Raw genomic sequence first — 16,628 nt, 5'->3', positions numbered from 1 at the left:
CCGGCGGATGTTGCTATCGCGACCTTGAACGCCGGGCAGCGCCGCGCCTCGTGGCGCCGCCGGAAGGCGGCTGCACGTAATTGCTTGCCGATGTCGCTGCCTCGATCAGGTCGCGCCGAATGATATCGAGTACGGCTCTGGCCGCGGCGGACACCATTCGGCGCGGATGGTGGACCCAGGCGATCGATCGGGTGATACGCGGTTCGGCAAAGCGGTGCGCTCTCACCCTGCCGTCGGCCAGCGATTGTTGAAGTGCAATCGTGGGCAGCACGGTTACAAGGTTGGTGGTAGCGATCACGTCGCAAACCGCAGGCAGGGTGTCGAGCTCCAATCTGGGCTTCAATTCGATACCGGCTGTGGCGGCGTGTTCCTCCAGGATCATGCGCAAGCCGTGCCGTTTCGATGGCATAACCAGCTCAAACTCGGCCAGATGCCCGAAGCGCAGGTTCGTCGGCGGCTTGATCGGCGCATCCTTTCGGCAGGCGAATACCATCTCCTCGTCCATCACATGGTGCGCAGCGAGCGAAACCCGTCGGCGCGGCACGTTGATCAGCGCAAAGTCGAGCTGCCCGGAGTTGACCCAGTCGGTCAGCGTTTCGGTGTAGCCCTCGCAGACCGATAGCGTGATCTCCGGATAGAGATGCGCAACTGTAGCCGACGAACTCGCCATCGTGCTTTGCGCCACCGACGTGATCAGCCCGACTGAAACCCGCCCCGAGATCCGGCCGTTGAGCCGCGCCATTTCCTGCTTGGCATATTCGACGTCGCGCACGATCGGAGAGACGAGTCGGGAGAACGCTTCGCCGGCGGTCGTCAGCGTCATGCCGCTGTTGCTTCGTTCGAACAGCTTTTGGCCAAGCTCGGCCTCGAGCTTGGCGATCTGCATGCTGAGTGCCGGCTGTACGATGTTGAGCTGGCGGGCTGCGCGGGTCACGTTCCTCTCTTCCGCCAGACAAAGGAAGTATTGCATCTGCCTGAATTCCATCGCCGTCTTCCCTTTCTGTCCTGACCCGCGGCTATCATTTCAGATGATGGAGTTGATCATCAATCATTATTTGTTCTGATCCTGGCTTCCCTTTACTGTTCCTTCAAACGGCGCCGGGCGCTCAAGCGTCTGTTGCGCCGTGGCACAGGGAGCGCAACGCGAACCGTCATGCAGGACCGGACACGGCTGATCATCGGCATTTCCGGAGCCTCGGGCGTCGTCTACGGGGTTCGCTTGCTGCAGTTGCTCCGCAATGCCGGCATCGAGACGCACCTTGTGATGTCGAAGACGGCCGAGCAGACCTTTGCCTACGAGACCGACCTGAAGATCTCGGAGGTGAGGGCGCTCGCCAATTTCAACCATGCGATCGACGACATGGCGGCCTCGATCTCCAGCGGTTCCTTTCGCACGGCGGGCATGATCGTCGCTCCTTGTTCAATGCGGTCAATGTCGGAGATTGCGTCAGGCGTCACCACGACACTCCTGACCCGGGCCGCCGACGTCGTCCTCAAGGAGAGGCGTCGGCTGGTGCTCATGGTGCGCGAGACACCGCTGCATACGGGTCACCTGCGTACCATGACCGCGCTTTCTGAAATCGGGGCAATCATCGCGCCGCCAGTGCCGGCGTTCTACGCCAAGCCCGACAGCCTTGACGACATGGTCGAGCACACGGTCGGGCGCGTGCTCGACCTGTTCGATATCGACATTGGCGTGGTGCGCCGCTGGGGTGAGGACGAGGCGCTCAAGCGTCGCTCGCCGCGAAAAATTACTCCCTGAACGCTTGCAGAAGATCCCGGAAAGGAGCGCATCATGCGGACCGAAAGCCTGGCCAGACCTGCTGCCGCGGACGCGCCGAAGGATTTGCGCTCCTGGCTCGCCCATCTTGCCGAGCGGGACAGGCTCGCTGTTGCCCGCGAGGGCGTGGAGCTCGCCGACGAACTTGCTGCCGTTTCGAAGCGGCTGGAGCGCGACCGCGCCGTGCTGTTTCCAAAACCCGGTGGACACGACATCCCGGTGGTCGCCAATCTTTTCGCAGCGCGGGACTGGGTCGCCGAATCCATCGAGGTCGGCTCAGAACAGTTGCTGGCGCGCTTCCTCGCTGCGGCGCGCGAGCCGCTGCCAAGCCGCGAAGTGAGCAGCGGGCCGGCCCAGGAAATCATGCACAACCAGGTGGACCTTCTCAGGCAGCTACCAATCCCGAAGCACAACGAGCGCGACAGCGGGCCCTACATCACGGCAGGGCTGCTGATTGCGCGCAACCCGCGCAACGGCATTCAGAACGTGTCGATCCATCGCTGCCAGATCAGCGGTCCGAACCGGATCGGCGTTCTGCTCTTGCCCAGGCACACGCTCTCTTATTTCCGCATGGCCGAGGACGCAGGCGACGCGCTCGAGATCGCAATCGTCATTGGGGTTCATCCGGCCTTGCTGCTGGCGTCGCAGGCGATTGCCGCGCTCGATGAGGACGAGATGGGGATCGCCGGCGCGCTATTGGGTCAACCCATCGACGTCGTGAAGTGCAAAACCAACTCCGTCCGGGTGCCGGCCGAGGCGGAGATCGTGATCGAGGGGCGAATTCTCCCCCGCGTGCGTGAGCCGGAAGGGCCGTTCGGTGAATTTCCCCAATACTATGGGCCGCGCGCAAACCGCGAGGTCATCGAGGTGGATGCGGTCACTCACCGCGCCCGGCCGATCTACCACACCATTGTCGGCGGGGGTTACGAGCACCTCATCCTGGGCGCTGTGCCGCGCGAGGCGACGCTGCTGCAGCACTTGCGGCGCAGCTTCCCGAACGTGCTCGACGTGCGTCTGCCGCGCGGCGGCACCTGCCGCTACCACCTTGCGGTCAAGATCGACAAGACGTCCGACGGCGAGCCGAAGAACATCATCATGTGTGCCTTCGGCGCCCACTATGACATCAAGCAGGTCGTCGTCGTCGACAAGGACGTCAATATCGATGATTCCGAGGAAATCGAATGGGCGGTAGCGACGCGCTTCCAAGCGGATCGCGATCTGCTGGTCGTTTCCGGCGCGCTCGGCTCCAAGCTCGATCCGACCACAAAGGACGGCATCAGCGCAAAGATGGGTCTCGACGCGACCGTGCCGGTCGACGCGCCGGAGCTCGATTTCAAGCGCATTCATGTCAAGGGGGAGGAGCAGGTCGATCTCGCTTATGCCCTGCAGAAGAATCCGGATCCGGCGCTCTCGCGTATTCTTGTTCGATGAGCGCTCTGGCGACCAGTAGCGAACCTGTGGACCAACCATGCATCTTGAGACGAAGAGCTATCGATGTTGATGACTTCGAGCCAGCGCAGCGGTGGTGAGATTCTCGTCGATACGCTGAAGATCAACGGCGTGGATACGGTATTCTGCCTGCCAGGTGAAAGCTTCCTGGCCGCGATTGATGCGCTCGCCGGCGTGGGCGAGACGATCCGCACCATCGTGACCCGGCATGAGGCCGGCGCGTCGCACATGGCCGAAGCGTATGGCAAGCTGACCGGGCATCCTGGAATCTGCTTTGTCACGCGGGGGCCAGGCGCAAGCCATGCCGCAATCGGCGTTCACACCGCCTCGCAGGATTCCACGCCGATGATCCTGTTCATCGGCCAGGTCGCCCGCGGCATGCTTGGGCGTGAAGCGTGGCAGGAGGTCGACTTCCGCCGGATGTTCGGCGGCATGGCCAAATGGGTCGTCGAAATCGATCGCGCCGAGCGTATCCCTGAATTGGTCGGCCGCGCCTTCCATGTTGCGGTGTCCGGGCGGCCGGGGCCAGTGGTAGTCTCGCTGCCCGAGGACATGCTGACCGAGCGAGTCACGACCGCGAATGCCGCCCCTTACGTGCGGGTTGCAGCACATCCCGGGCCCGCTCAATTGTCACGTTTGGTCGAGATGGTCGACGGCGCCGAGCGGCCGCTGGTGATCGTCGGTGGCGGCGGCTGGAATGCCCGAGCCTGCGCGGACCTCACGAGCTTCGTGGAAGCATTCAGCCTGCCGGTTATTGCCGGCTTCCGGCGGCAGGACATTCTTGATAACCGGCATTCGCATTATGTTGGCCACGCGGGCCTGGGCCCAAGTCCGAAGCTGGTCGAGCGCATTCGCGGCGCCGATCTGATCATCGCCTTGGGCGGGCGTCTGGGCGAGACCACGACCTCGGGCTACACGTTGTTTGAAATTCCCCGACCGGCTCAGCGCTTTGTGCATGTACATGCCGATCCGAACGAGCTTGGCCGCGTCTATCAGGCCGATCTTTCGATCAATGCAGGAATGCCCGAAATCACCGCAGCGCTGGCCGGCTTACCGCCTTCGGCGCGATACAAATCCGAGACGGAAGCGCTGCGCAAGGCATGGCTCACCGCCGCGCGTGATGAGTTCGTTGCCGATCAGATACTTGGATCCATGCCGGGTCCGGTTGATCTCGGCGCGGTGATGCTTCACTTGCGCGAAGTCCTGCCGGACGATGCCATCATTTCGAACGGGGCGGGCAACTACGCGATCTGGGTGCACAAGTTCCACCGCTATGGCGGTTTCAGGACGCAGCTTGCGCCCACATCCGGCGCGATGGGCTATGGGCTGCCCGCGGCGATCGCGGCTAAACTGGTTCATCCGAGCCGCACCGCGCTCTGCTTTGCCGGAGACGGCTGCTTTCTGATGAGCCACAACGAGCTTGCGACCGCATCACAATACGGACTCGGCGTCATCGTCATTGTCGTCAACAATGGCATGTATGGGTCCATTCGCATGCACCAGGAGAAGGAATATCCGGGGCGCGTTCATGCGACCGCGCTCGAGAATCCGGACTTCGTGGCACTGGCCCGCTCGTTCGGCTGCTATGGCGAACAGGTCCTGGAAACCGAAAGTTTTGCCGCCGCCTTTGCGCGGGCAAAGGCCTATGCAGACGACCGGCGCAAGCCGGCCCTGCTCGAACTGAAGATCGCGGCTGAAGCCATTACACCTTCTGCCACGCTGACCCAATTGCGTCAGCGTGCGCTGGCGTCGCGGCACGCGGCCGCGCCATGAAACGAAGCAATTTGTGAAGGGAGGACCAGTATGTCGACGGCTCTGCGCATCGCTCACGGCTCCTTCGGTAGGGTTGCGCTCCTGGATATGGATCGCTCGCTGGTGCGCCACGCGCATCCGCAGTGCCACGTCCTCCTGAAGGTCGAAGGCGCCGATACGCAATTCATGGTGGGCGACAGAGCCTATCCACTCACCGATACCAATGCTGTCCTGGTCGATGCCTGGACGCCGCATGCCTATGTTCACGATCCGGCGCGGCCGCGGACCCTCATTCTCGCGCTCTACGTCGAGCCACACTGGCTGAAGGAATTTCGTTCCGGCTGGGCCGCCAGCGGCGCGCCCGGCTTTTTCGAGCAACCTTCCGGAGAGGTCTCGCCGCGGATTCGCCAGCTCACGCTCCGGCTGGCCGCCGAACTGGTGGAGCATCCGGACTGCACCCACGCGCATGAACAAGCGCTCTCGGAGTTGATGATCGCGGTGATCGAGCGTTTCACGCCATGGCGCCGCTTTCCGGCTTCGATCCGCGGCATGAGCGCGAAGAGCTGCGATTGGCGGATCAGGCGCATCACCGAAGCGATGCGCGCCCGGGAAGGCTCATGCGCCAGTGTTGATCAGTTCGCAAAGAGCGCGGGTTTGTCGCGTGCGCAGTTTTTTCGTCTGTTCGAGTCCTCGCTCGGCATATCGCCGAAGATCTACCTGAACGTGGTGCGTATGGAGCGGGTGCTCGATGCAGTGATGCACCAGGATATGCCCTTTGGCGAGATCAGCGAGCGCTTCGGTTTCCCCGAGCCTGCGCATTTCACGCGCTTCTTTCGCGATCACGCCGGCGTGAGTCCGCGCGAGTTCCGCAACGTCTCGCGCCTTGCGAGCTGATCGCACCTCCAAATGAGACGATTTGGTAAGTGGTGAGAGCGGACGGTATGGCTCCTCTGGCGGGCGTTCTTACATCTAATCCGCGTGGCGTCGCAGAGCGCAATCGGGAGGAATGTCGGAATGGCGCAGGTGGCGGCTCGACCCGCATCATCTGTCGACATGGAAGGCCGGCCGTGGGTCGGCCGTTCGATCGAGCGCGTCGAGGATGCGGCACTCCTGACTGGCCGCGGCCGTTTCATCGACGATCTCGGTTCGCCGCCGGGCACGCTGCATGCTGCGATCCTTCGATCTCCCCATGCTCACGCCGATATCGTTTCGATCGACGCGGAGGCGGCACGCCGCGCACCGGGCGTTGCAGCCGTGCTCACCGGCGAGCAGGTCAAGGCGTTGACCTCAAGCCTCGTGGTCGGCGTCAAGGCGCCGGTAGAATGCTGGCCGATCGCGACTGAGCGTGTTCGCTATGTCGGTGAGCCCGTCGCCGTGGCGGTCGCGAGCGACCGTGCCCGGGCCGAAGATGCCATCGAACTGATCCATGTCGAGTACCGGCCGCACGCGGCCGTGGTCGATCCGCTGGCGGCGCTGGCGGCCGATGCGCCTGTCCTGCACGACGGCTTTCCTGGCAACCTCGCCAGCGATCGTAGCTTCTCCTATGGCGATCCGGCGCAGGCGTTTGCCGACGCGCCGCACCGCTTCTCGATCGATATCCACTATCCGCGCAATTCCTGCACGCCTATCGAAACCTATGGTGTGATTGCTTCCCACGACGCGGCAGAGGATGCCTTCGACATCCTCGCCAATTTCCAGGGACCTTTCAGCATACACACCGTGATCTCGCGCGCGCTGAAAGTGCCCGGCAATCGGCTGCGGCTGCGTACACCGCCGGATTCCGGCGGCAGCTTCGGCGTTAAGCAGGGCGTGTTTCCTTACATCGTCCTGATCGGTGCGGCCTCTCGCGCCGTTGGACGACCGGTGAAATGGATCGAGGACCGGCTGGAACATCTGACGGCATCCGTTTCGGCGACCAACCGCAGCACGACCTTGTCAGCTGCGGTGGCAGCGGACGGAAAAATCCTCGCTCTCGATTGGGACCAGGTCGAAGATTGCGGCGCCCACTTGCGCGCACCCGAGCCCGCAACCCTTTACCGCATGCACGGCAACCTTACCGGCGCCTACGACATCCGCCACGTGAAGGTGCGCAATCGCGTCGTGGTCACCAACAAGACGCCGACCGGCCTGAACCGCGGGTTTGGCGGACCGCAAGTCTACTTCGCGCTGGAGCGCCTGGTGCAGCGGATCGCGATCGGGCTGTCCCGTGATCCACTCGACGTCATCAAGCGCAATCTCGTTCCTGCCGACGCCTTTCCCTATCGCACGGCCACCGGCGCGCTGCTGGATTCCGGCAACTATCAGGAGGCGATCGCCAAAGCCGTGGACCACGGAAAGCTGGCGGAACTCAGGGAGCGACGTGAAGAGGCGCGCGCGCAAGGCCGCCTCTACGGCATCGGCTTCACGGCGGTTGTCGAGCCCAGCGTCTCCAACATGGGCTACATCACCACCGTTCTCACGGTTGCCGAGCGTCGCAAGGCGGGGCCGAAGAATGGCGCGCAGGCAACTGCGACCGTCGCGCTCGATCCGGTCGGTGGCGTGACGGTTCACGTCGCTTCGGTGCCGCAAGGGCAGGGGCATCGCACAGTGCTGTCGCAGGTGGTCGCCGATGTGTTCGGCCTCAAGCCGCAGGACGTTCGCGTCAACACGGAGATCGATACCGCCAAGGACGCCTGGTCGATCGCGTCTGGAAACTATGCGAGCCGGTTTGCGGCCGCCGTGGCTGGCACCGCCAAGCTGGCGGCTGAACGCATCGCGGCCCGCCTCGCGCGCATTGCCGCGAGCCAACTGAATGTGGAGCCAGTGGACATCGTGTTCGCCAGCGGCTTCGTGGCCTCGAAGCACAATCCGGAGAACCGTATTGCGTTTTCCAGAGTCGCGGCCTTGAGCCATTGGTCGCCCGGCTCATTGCCCGACGATACCGGTCAGGCCATCCGCGAAACCCTGTTCTGGACGCCGCCAGAGCTGACCGCTCCGGATGATGAAGACCGGATCAATTCCTCGCTCTGCCACGGCTTTATCTTCGATTTCTGCGGTGTCGAGATCGATCGCACGACGTTTGAGACGCGTATCGATCGCTACGTGACCATGCACGACTGCGGCACCATCCTGCATCCCGGCATGGTGAACGGGCAGATCCGCGGTGGCTTTGCGCAGGCTCTGGGTGCAGCCCTCTACGAAGAATACGCCTATGCCGAGGATGGCAGCTTTCTGACTGGAACGTTTGCCGACTATCTGTTGCCGACGACGGCCGAAGTACCCGAGCCGCAGATCATCCACCTGGCGACGCCGTCGCCCTTCACCCCGCTTGGAGCAAAAGGTGTCGGCGAAGGCAATTCCATGTCGACGCCGGTGTGCATCGCCAATGCCGTGGCCGATGCGCTGGGACTGGCCGACGTCACATTGCCGCTGGTGCCGGCAAGGCTAGCCGATCTGGTGCGCGGGCCGGAGCCCGAACCGCCGGCTGGGCAATTAAAGGCAGCGCCTGCGCGCGCGGGTGACCGCCGGCTGCGCGGCGACGGCAGCGCGTCTGTCAACCGAGCGCCGGAGCACGTGTGGACCATGCTGCTCGATCCCGGGACTTTGCAGGCAGTAATCCCGGGATGCCAACGCGTCGACAGGGTCTCCGACACGCATTTCCGCGCCGAGGTGACGCTCGGTATCGGCCCCGTCACCGGACGCTATCGTGCCGACGTCCAGTTGTTCGATCTGGACCCGCCACACGCGGTGACGTTGCGCGGGAGCGCCGAGGGCGCACTTGGCTTTGGTAACGCGGAAGGACGCATCATGCTCGAGCCCGACGGCAAGGGCGGCACGCGGCTGCGCTATGGTTATGACGCAGCGATTGGCGGCAAGATCGCCAGCATCGGCGGCCGCCTGCTCGACGGGGCCGCGCGCGTGATCATCGGACAGTTTTTCGCGGCACTTGCGCGCGAGGCTGGCGGTGGAGCGTCGGCGAGCGCCTTCTCCCTGCCTGCGCTGCTCGGGTGGCTGGCGCGCCTGTTCGGAGGCCGACGATGAAGCCGGCCGCCTTCGATTATCTGCGGGCCGAATCCGTAGACGAAGTTCTCGAAGGACTTTCGAACGAGGGTGGCAATGCCCGCGTGCTGGCTGGGGGCCAGTCGTTGATGGCAATGCTCAACATGCGCCTCGCCAAGCCAAAACTCCTGATCGACATCATGCGGTTGAAGGAGCTCAACCGGATCGAGGAGCAGGCGGGAGTTGTGACGATTGGCGCCAGTGTGCGCCAGGCGGCCTTGCTAGCATGGCCTGAGCTAGCGCGGACCCTGCCGCTGCTTGCGTTGGCGTTGCCCTGGGTCGGTCACGTCCAGACGCGCAGCCGCGGCACTATCTGCGGCTCGCTGGCGCACGCCGATCCGAGCGCCGAGATGCCGCTCGCCCTGATCGCGCTCGGCGGCCAAGTACATCTGCGTAGCGCGCGGCGGCGCCGGCGGCTTGCGGCAAGCGAGTTCTTTCTCGGCATGATGGCCACCGCCCGGGCCGAGGACGAGTTGATCGAGGCCGTATCGTTTCCCGCTCAGGGCGGCAGCCGATGCGCATTTCGCGAGGTGGCCCGCCGCCACGGTGATTTCGCCATTGTGGCCTGCGTGGCCGTGGCGACGCCGAACGGCGTCCGCTTCGCCGTTGGCGGCGTTGCCGATATCCCGATGGCGCGGGACTGGCCGCGCCTGGACGGCAGTGCGCTCGACGACGCACTGAACGGCTTTGCTTACGAACTTGGCGCGCGCAACGATGTGCACGCGACCGCGCGCTATCGGCGCGATCTGGTGCGAATCATCGGACGCGATCTTGTTCGCGAGGTGCTGCAGTGACCCGCCTTCGCGCCGATAGCCGCCACCCGATTCGATTCAAGCTGAATGGCAGGCCGGTTGAAGGCGAAGCCGAGCCGCGCATGCTGCTCTCCGACTTCCTGCGCCACCAGATTGGCGCGACCGGAACCCATGTCGGCTGCGAGCACGGGGTCTGCGGGGCCTGCACGGTTGTGATCGACGGCATGCTTGCGCGTTCTTGTCTGACGCTGGCGGCGCAGGTGGATGGTTGCGAGATCCGGACGGTCGAGGGCCTTGCCCCGTCCGCCGACCGGCTCGGCATCCTCCAGCGCGCGTTCCGTCGCAATCACGCCTTGCAGTGCGGCTTCTGCACGGCCGGCATTCTGATGTCTCTGGATCACTACCTGCGCCGTCATCCGGCGCCAAGCGAAACCGACGTCCGCGATCTCCTGAGCGGCCATCTCTGCCGTTGTACGGGCTACACCCCGATCATCAATGCGGCGCTGCAGGCCGCCGCCGAACTTGCCACCGCCATCGAAGAGAAACCAGATGTTTGATCTCGGCAGCAGCTTCGTTGCAAGCGTCGCGCGCGATCCCGATGCGCTCGCACTGGTCGACGGCGAGCTTCGCCTTACCTATCGCCAATGGTACGGCAGGATTTCGGCGCTGGTAGCATCTTTCGATCGCATCGGGCTGAAGGCGGGCAATCACGTCGTCACCCTGCTGCAGAACCGCTGGGAGGCCGCGACCCTGCATTGGGCCTGCCAGTTTGCGGGATTGATCATCACCCCGATCAACTGGCGCGCCAAGGCCGACGAACTCGACTTCTGTATCGACAATGCGGAGGCCCGCGCCGTCTTCTATCACGATATCTCCGCCGACGCCGTCAAGAATTCCGCGCGTGCCGACGGCTTGAAGCGTATTGCGGTCGGCATGAATGCAGACAGGGATCTCGCTTTCGCGGACATGGCGAAGGGCAGCGCCCCTGATGCGCAGCCCCGGGTCGGTGCTGATGCGTGGTCGATCATGCTCTATACCTCGGGTACGACATCGAGACCAAAGGGTGTGCCACGGCGTCATCGCGCCGAACGCGCCGCGGCCATCGCGCATGTTGCGCAAAATCTCTATGGCCGGAGCGAGCGCACGCTCGGCGTGATGCCGCTCTATCACACCATGGGCGTGCGCTCCCTGCTCGCGATGTCGCTGATCGGCGGCACCTTCATCTGCTTGCCACGCTACGACAGCCGTCAGGCGCTGGCGTTGATCGAGCGCGAGAGGATCAGCAACCTCTATCTGGTGCCGACCCTCTACCATGACCTCGTTAATCACGAGGCGCTCCCCTCGACCGACATATCGAGTGTTCGAAAGCTCGGTTTTGCCGGCGCCTCGATGACGGATGGCCTGCTCAGGAAACTGGCCGAGGTCTTCAAGCCGGATCTGTTCGTCAATCACTACGGCAGCTCCGAGATCTACACCTTCACGATCGACCAGAATGCGCCGGCCAAGCCCGGCTCGGCCGGCAAGGCCGGCATCAACCAGCATGTCAAGGTGGCGCGCATCAATGCCCGCTCCGCGGACGAACTTGCCGCGCCGGGAGAGGAGGGCGAGATCATCGCTTCGCTCGCCGGCGACGAGGCGTTCGAAGGCTACTGGCGGCGACCCGAAGCCGATGCCAAGACACTGCGCGAAGGCTGGTATTTCACCGGCGATAGCGGCTTCATGGATACCGACGGCGACCTGTTCGTCACCGGCCGCGTCGACGACATGATCATCACCGGCGGCGAGAATGTCTCGCCGGTGGAGATCGAGAGCTGCCTGTCGCTGCATCCGGCGGTTTCGGAAGTGGCGGTGGTCGGTCTCGCCGACGAGAAATGGGGCAAGATCGTCGCTGCCTTCGTCAAGCGCAGTCGACCGGTGTCGGAAGCTGAGCTGGAGAAATTCTGCCGGACCTCGGGTCTCGCGAACTTCAAACGTCCCCGGCGATACGTCTTCGTTGATGCCATACCCAAGTCGCCCGTCGGCAAGTTGCTGCGGCGCCTGCTCGTCGCCGGAGAGTATGAAGCCGAACGCCTGCCGCCCCCGGACGCGGCCTAATCACACACAAACAGAAGGAAGCAGTAAATGCCGTCATCCTACACTTTTGCCGATCCTCGCTTGGTCAAGCTCGACGGATTCAAGGTCGAGATCGACGAGGCGCATGAACGCGCCGATATCATCCTTGGCCGGCCGCCCTATAACGTCGTCGCGATGCCGCAGCGCGACCAACTCCGGCTGACGTTCGAGACGCTCGATGAGGATCCGCGCGTCCGTATCATCGTGCTGCGGGCCGAGGGCGAGCATTTCTCCAGCGGCGGCAATATCGGCGGCTTCATGGAAGCGAGCCCCGAGCACGTGTCGAAACTGGCCTGGAATATCGCGGCACCTGCGCGTTGCGCCAAGCCGGTGATCGTCGCCAATCGCGGTTATTGTTTCGGCGTCGGCTTCGAGCTATCGCTCGCCTGCGACTTCCGCATCGCCTCGGAGACCACGCAGTATGCCCTGCCGGAACAGAAGCTTGGGCAGATCCCCGGGTCGGGCGGGTCCGCGCGGCTGCAGAAGATGGTCGGCATTACGCGTACGAAGGACATCGTGATGCGATCGAAGCGCATTTCGGCGAGGCAAGCGCAGGAGTGGGGGATTGCGACCGAGTGTGTGCCGGACAGCGAGCTGGAGAAGGCGACAGACCAACTCGTTGACGAGCTGCGCACCTTCTCACCGCTGGCGCAGCGCACGGCGAAGAAGCTCCTGAACGATACGGAGGATTCCACGCTCGCGATCGCCATCGAACTCGAGGGGCATTGCTACAGCCGGTTGCGCCAATCAGATGACTTCAAGGAGGGCGTCGAAGCCTTCAACTCTAAGCGTCCGCCGAAATTCGCTGGGCGCTGACGACACGCAACCGCAATAACGACACAGCAGATAACACTAGGGGCTGGTCTCATCGGGGCAACCAAGCCTGACCCCAAGCAAGAACGCATCGCCGCGGGGCAATGCGCGCTGCAGCTCGTGCCTAAGCAGGGGCGCAATAGCGGAGTTCTCTGCGGAACTCTTGAACTGGCTCATGCAAAGGATAGAATGAGATATCGTAGGTTCTGTCATTATGGGGAAGGCGGCTACGCTCCGCCGCTGCCAAAGCACGATCTGCTTAGGCGGTTTCGACTTGGCCGCCGACAACGAAATTCGGAATCTACTAGTCAAAGTAACAAACTTCCGAAAGATCCCGGTTTGCAGGGAATTTGGCTGCATGGGTGCGATCAGCACGGCGTCGCCAGGGTAGGAGTCTCGCTCGCACCGCGACATTCCATCTAGCGATTGGACGTCGCTGGTTGGACCTAGCTCAAACTTCCTCATGATGGACTGGAACGAGAGTTTAGGAATTTCAATTAGTTAGAGGACCGCGTGTGCACAACGTGTGCACCGGGAGATCAATAAAAATCTTGCGACAGCCAATGTGAGCTCCTCTGAAGTGGGGCAGGGCGCGTGAAGCTGGGCGTGGTGGACGACAAAGATCGAAGGCGGGGAGCTACGCGTGCTGGGACCAGCGCCGCTGTTGTCGGAGGCGAAAAGCGTCTCCTCTTTTGCCCAGCTGCGCTGGTTCAACTTGAAAGGGAAGTCGGCAGCGGGGGTTGGTAGCGCTCCCTGATTTGGAGGCCGATATTGGCTAGCCGTGTTATGCGTGATCAAGATAGTTGGACACGCCGTTCGGCCGCGCATCGAGGGATACTGCGCAGTGCTGAGGATTGGCATAGTCTCAGATACCCACGGGCTCCTGCGGCCTGAGGCTGAGCAAGGGCTTGCCGGGGTGGCGCATATCATCCACGCCGGCGATATTGGTCGCGCGGACGTTCTCGTCAGACTCCGTCGGATTGCGCCTGTCACCGCGGTCAGAGGAAACATCGATACCGGCGACTGGGCGAAACGTTATCCCGACACTCAGGTGGTACGGCTCGGTGAACGGTCCTTCTATGTCTTGCACGACCTTCAGGAACTGCAGATCGATCCAGCAGTTTGTGGAATTGACGTGGTGATTTCTGGCCACTTGCATCGTCCACGGATCCAAACGATTGACGGTGTGCTCTATCTAAATCCTGGAAGCGCCGGGCCACGGCGTTTCAAGCTGCCTATCACGCTGGCTACTTTAGAGCTAACTGCAAGCTGCCTTCGGCCGGTCATTCATGACCTTAGTCGCACCGAGTGATGTTGACGAGGCCGACTGAGCACTAAGCGGCATCCTTTCTAGGATATTCGCAACCAGGCTCGGCGTGCTATCTTAGACATGCTTGATGGAGGCTGAATAGGCATTCGGATGGCTGCGTCGTCCCGAATAGAGTATGCGAAGATTGCACGCTTTTCTGCAAGGTAATGTCGATAGACGAACTGAAGAAGCCAGTAGAGTCTTGGTGCAAGCACTGCAACGTTGGAAGGGGGTGCAAGATATACGCCGAGCGACCCGCTGAATGTCGTACATTTAACTGTCATTGGTTGACCGCTGAGAGGTTGGGACCGCACTGGAAGCCCAACAAGTTCAAGATTCTCCTGACCACGTCGGAGGATGGTTTGGAGATTAGGTGCGACCCCGGGTTTCCAGATGCTTGGCGTAAGGAGCCGTTCCGAAGTCAGATATATAAATGGGCTGAAGCTGGAGAACACGGCGATGTGACCGTCTTGGTGATCGTCGATGAAAGAGTGACGCTCGTCGCGAGTTCGACCTTGGTATCGTTCGTGCGGACGGACGCATTGTGCGCGAACTGGATGGAACACGTGTGGTGAATGTCACTGTGTGGTGAAAGCATCTGATCTGCAACGTCCCTGACGTGCTGCCTGTCACGTTGGTTTTCGTATTTTTGATGTCTCATATGGTTCAAGTGGCGAGATCCCTGTTCGTCTTACCTATGTCTCCACTTCCATCGAAAGCGGGCCGGTCAGCATGATTGGCATGTCTCATTTCCCAACAGATGGATCGATAGCCTCGTTGACACGATTTTCAATATTTTTACTTTCCTCGCTTGGCCCGTTGTGCCCCCTGTTGTCAAATTCTTGGCGCCGGGTCTTTTGTGCTTTTGGCACCGCCTCGATCGACAGCGCGAGCGCCTTGCTGAAGCCTGAAGCGGCGTAAGATACGCCCCGATAGTGCCCGAGACGCACGACGACGAGATCGTGCGAGGGAATGATCAGCGTGGTCTGCCCGCCAGCGCCCGCCATGTAATAGGCATCGCGCGGGACTGGATACTGCCCGTCGCCGTTGAGCCAGAAAAAGGCTCCATAGATCGGCCGATTGTCCGCGGCCCAGGCGGGCGCAAGCGTGCTGACGAATGTGGTGTAGCCCTCTGGGAGAATGCGCTCACCGTTCCAAACTCCCCCCTGAAGAAAGAGATTGCCAAGCCGCGCCCAATCGCGACCGGAGCCCACCTCATAACCTTGCCCTAGAAAATTTCCGAAAGGATCAGTTTCGATCACGATGGTACGGATGCCGAGCTTGTCGAACAGCACCCGCTGGGGAAATGAGAGATATTCATCGCCGCGTTTTTCGACACCGAGCCGGATCAGATAGTTGATCAGGACCGGATCGGTGTTGCGATAGCGTCCGACCGTGTCGGGAGGCCATTGCAATGGCCGTGTTGCCGCGTAGTGAAAGGAATCGATGCTGCCGGTATAAAGATAGACGTGATCCGGGTAAGGCCCCGTTGGGTCATAATCGGGGTCTTGGGGCGCCCTGATCCGAAGTCCGCTCGACATGTGAAGGAGATTCGCAATGCGTATTTTGGCGCGCGGGTCGCCGGGTGTTTGCCATTCAGGGATCGGTGCCGGCTGGTCCAAATCATAGACGCCGTCTTTGACCAGAATGCCAAAGAGCGCTGCCGTAACGCTCTTGCCCATGGACCAGCTTTCGAGCGGCGTGTGCGCCGAAATACCTTCCGCGTAGCGCTCTGCAATGAGGCGGCCTTTCCATGTCACAACGAACGCCGCGGTCAATCCTTCGGCCGGCTGGAACGCGGCATTCACGGCAGCTTTGAGTTTCTCGGCGTCGATCTCTGTCAGCAACGGCTCCTGCGGCAGCATGTCGCCCATGGGCCACAGTTGGGTTGCGGGATCGGGCAATCGGCTCTTGACGGCGACCGGCTTGAAATTCACGGCGCTCTTGCCGATCGGGAACGTGACGCAACCCTGGCTCCCGAGATATTTGGCCGTCCGGGTCACGCCGCTAGGGAGCGTGACATGGACCGCCTTGTTGGCGCGATCGATGACCGGCTTGCCGAGCTTCGCGCGCTGTCGGTAGGGCGCCGTGAAAAACCCAACATTTTCGGCTGCAAAATCGGGGGCTAGCCCGGTCATGAATACAGCTGAGCACATGACCTTCGCATATCCGGCGGCATCATGCGTCAAGGGGTCGCCGGGCGGCGGCACATAGGGCGTATCGAGTTCGAATGATTTCGCGCGGGCGATGAGCGCGTCTTTGGTGGGAGCCTGCGCAGCCGCCGCCGAACCGGTGAGAGCCGCAAGAATCGTCACCAGAAGACACTTATTCATCATCGCTCCCGCGATAAACGAAGGATAACCGTGTGGTTCAATTGCTGCGCATGCAACACATCAATATGCCCTCACGAGTATCTGAGTGAGAGTATGGGCCAGCCCTCGCTGCGCAGGATATCAGATCGGCGCCACAACCGCTTGGCCGCCGCTACGGACGGAATTTCCGTTTCAGGGCCACAAGCGGACCAATACGGCAGGTCTGCGTACAGATAGTGAGGATGCTTCTTCACCCCCCAATCACGATCGCCCGCGCAGCGGCGTTATCTCGCAATTGCCGCCTTGTGGGG

12 protein-coding genes are annotated in these 16,628 nt (G+C 62.2%); 10 read left to right on the top strand and 2 right to left on the bottom strand.

Annotated features, from left to right (window positions below):
• Nucleotides 1–13: 13 nt before the first annotated feature.
• Nucleotides 14–985 (bottom strand): LysR family transcriptional regulator, encoded by a 972-nt coding sequence (locus CP49_RS14515; protein WP_057850916.1) that lies wholly within the window; start codon nt 983–985, stop codon nt 14–16.
• Between the two features lie 168 nt (nt 986–1,153).
• Here CP49_RS14515 and CP49_RS14510 point away from each other — a divergent pair, with 168 nt between their 5' ends.
• From CP49_RS14510 to CP49_RS42765, 10 genes are all read left to right on the top strand, one after another.
• Nucleotides 1,154–1,762 carry a UbiX family flavin prenyltransferase gene (locus CP49_RS14510; RefSeq protein ID WP_057850915.1) on the top strand — a complete coding sequence of 203 codons (609 nt, stop codon included), beginning with the start codon at nt 1,154–1,156 and terminating at the stop codon, nt 1,760–1,762.
• Between the two features lie 33 nt (nt 1,763–1,795).
• A complete protein-coding gene (locus CP49_RS14505) occupies nt 1,796–3,211 on the top strand; it encodes a UbiD family decarboxylase (protein WP_057850914.1) in 1,416 nt (471 codons plus the stop codon).
• A gap of 69 nt (nt 3,212–3,280) precedes the next feature.
• The gene (locus tag CP49_RS14500) at nt 3,281–5,002 is read left to right on the top strand and encodes a thiamine pyrophosphate-binding protein (protein ID WP_197423116.1); all 1,722 of its coding nucleotides are present in this window, start codon (nt 3,281–3,283) and stop codon (nt 5,000–5,002) included.
• Between the two features lie 30 nt (nt 5,003–5,032).
• Nucleotides 5,033–5,875: a helix-turn-helix transcriptional regulator gene (locus CP49_RS14495; protein WP_057850912.1), complete on the top strand. Its 843-nt coding sequence runs from the start codon at nt 5,033–5,035 to the stop codon at nt 5,873–5,875.
• Between the two features lie 120 nt (nt 5,876–5,995).
• The gene (locus CP49_RS14490; RefSeq protein WP_057850911.1) at nt 5,996–9,001 is read left to right on the top strand and encodes a xanthine dehydrogenase family protein molybdopterin-binding subunit; all 3,006 of its coding nucleotides are present in this window, start codon (nt 5,996–5,998) and stop codon (nt 8,999–9,001) included.
• Nucleotides 8,998–9,813 (top strand): FAD binding domain-containing protein, encoded by an 816-nt coding sequence (locus CP49_RS14485; protein WP_057850910.1) that lies wholly within the window; start codon nt 8,998–9,000, stop codon nt 9,811–9,813. Before CP49_RS14490 ends, CP49_RS14485 begins: the two co-directional genes overlap by 4 nt.
• Entirely contained in the window at nt 9,810–10,328 is a 519-nt protein-coding gene (locus tag CP49_RS14480; RefSeq protein ID WP_057850909.1) for a (2Fe-2S)-binding protein, read from the top strand. The genes CP49_RS14485 and CP49_RS14480 overlap by 4 nt, the downstream gene beginning before the upstream one ends.
• The gene (locus CP49_RS14475) at nt 10,321–11,865 is read left to right on the top strand and encodes an AMP-binding protein (protein ID WP_057850908.1); all 1,545 of its coding nucleotides are present in this window, start codon (nt 10,321–10,323) and stop codon (nt 11,863–11,865) included. The genes CP49_RS14480 and CP49_RS14475 overlap by 8 nt, the downstream gene beginning before the upstream one ends.
• 27 nt (nt 11,866–11,892) lie before the next feature.
• On the top strand, nt 11,893–12,699 hold the full coding sequence (locus tag CP49_RS14470) for an enoyl-CoA hydratase/isomerase family protein (RefSeq protein ID WP_057850907.1): 807 nt from the start codon (nt 11,893–11,895) through the stop codon (nt 12,697–12,699).
• Between the two features lie 841 nt (nt 12,700–13,540).
• Nucleotides 13,541–14,008, top strand: coding sequence for a metallophosphoesterase family protein (locus tag CP49_RS42765; RefSeq protein ID WP_156438417.1), 468 nt, complete (start codon nt 13,541–13,543; stop codon nt 14,006–14,008).
• 743 nt (nt 14,009–14,751) lie between these two features.
• Here CP49_RS42765 and CP49_RS14450 read toward each other — a convergent pair.
• Nucleotides 14,752–16,194, bottom strand: coding sequence for a serine hydrolase domain-containing protein (locus CP49_RS14450; RefSeq protein WP_197423114.1), 1,443 nt, complete (start codon nt 16,192–16,194; stop codon nt 14,752–14,754).
• Nucleotides 16,195–16,628 lie beyond the last annotated feature (434 nt).

The sequence above is a fragment of the Bradyrhizobium valentinum genome (genome assembly GCF_001440405.1).
Lineage (GTDB): Bacteria > Pseudomonadota > Alphaproteobacteria > Rhizobiales > Xanthobacteraceae > Bradyrhizobium > Bradyrhizobium valentinum.
Note: the sequence above shows the minus strand (reverse complement) of the source record. Positions and strands in the feature narration are given on the sequence as shown.

Coding starts and splice junctions, on each gene's coding strand:
- CP49_RS14500 (WP_197423116.1), top strand. CDS start 3,281: ATGACTTCGAGCCAGCGCAGCGGTGGTGAGATTCTCGTCGATACGCTG.
- CP49_RS14475 (WP_057850908.1), top strand. CDS start 10,321: ATGTTTGATCTCGGCAGCAGCTTCGTTGCAAGCGTCGCGCGCGATCCC.
- CP49_RS14470 (WP_057850907.1), top strand. CDS start 11,893: ATGCCGTCATCCTACACTTTTGCCGATCCTCGCTTGGTCAAGCTCGAC.
- CP49_RS14485 (WP_057850910.1), top strand. CDS start 8,998: ATGAAGCCGGCCGCCTTCGATTATCTGCGGGCCGAATCCGTAGACGAA.
- CP49_RS14505 (WP_057850914.1), top strand. CDS start 1,796: ATGCGGACCGAAAGCCTGGCCAGACCTGCTGCCGCGGACGCGCCGAAG.
- CP49_RS14510 (WP_057850915.1), top strand. CDS start 1,154: ATGCAGGACCGGACACGGCTGATCATCGGCATTTCCGGAGCCTCGGGC.
- CP49_RS14490 (WP_057850911.1), top strand. CDS start 5,996: ATGGCGCAGGTGGCGGCTCGACCCGCATCATCTGTCGACATGGAAGGC.
- CP49_RS14515 (WP_057850916.1), bottom strand. CDS start 985: ATGGAATTCAGGCAGATGCAATACTTCCTTTGTCTGGCGGAAGAGAGG.
- CP49_RS14495 (WP_057850912.1), top strand. CDS start 5,033: ATGTCGACGGCTCTGCGCATCGCTCACGGCTCCTTCGGTAGGGTTGCG.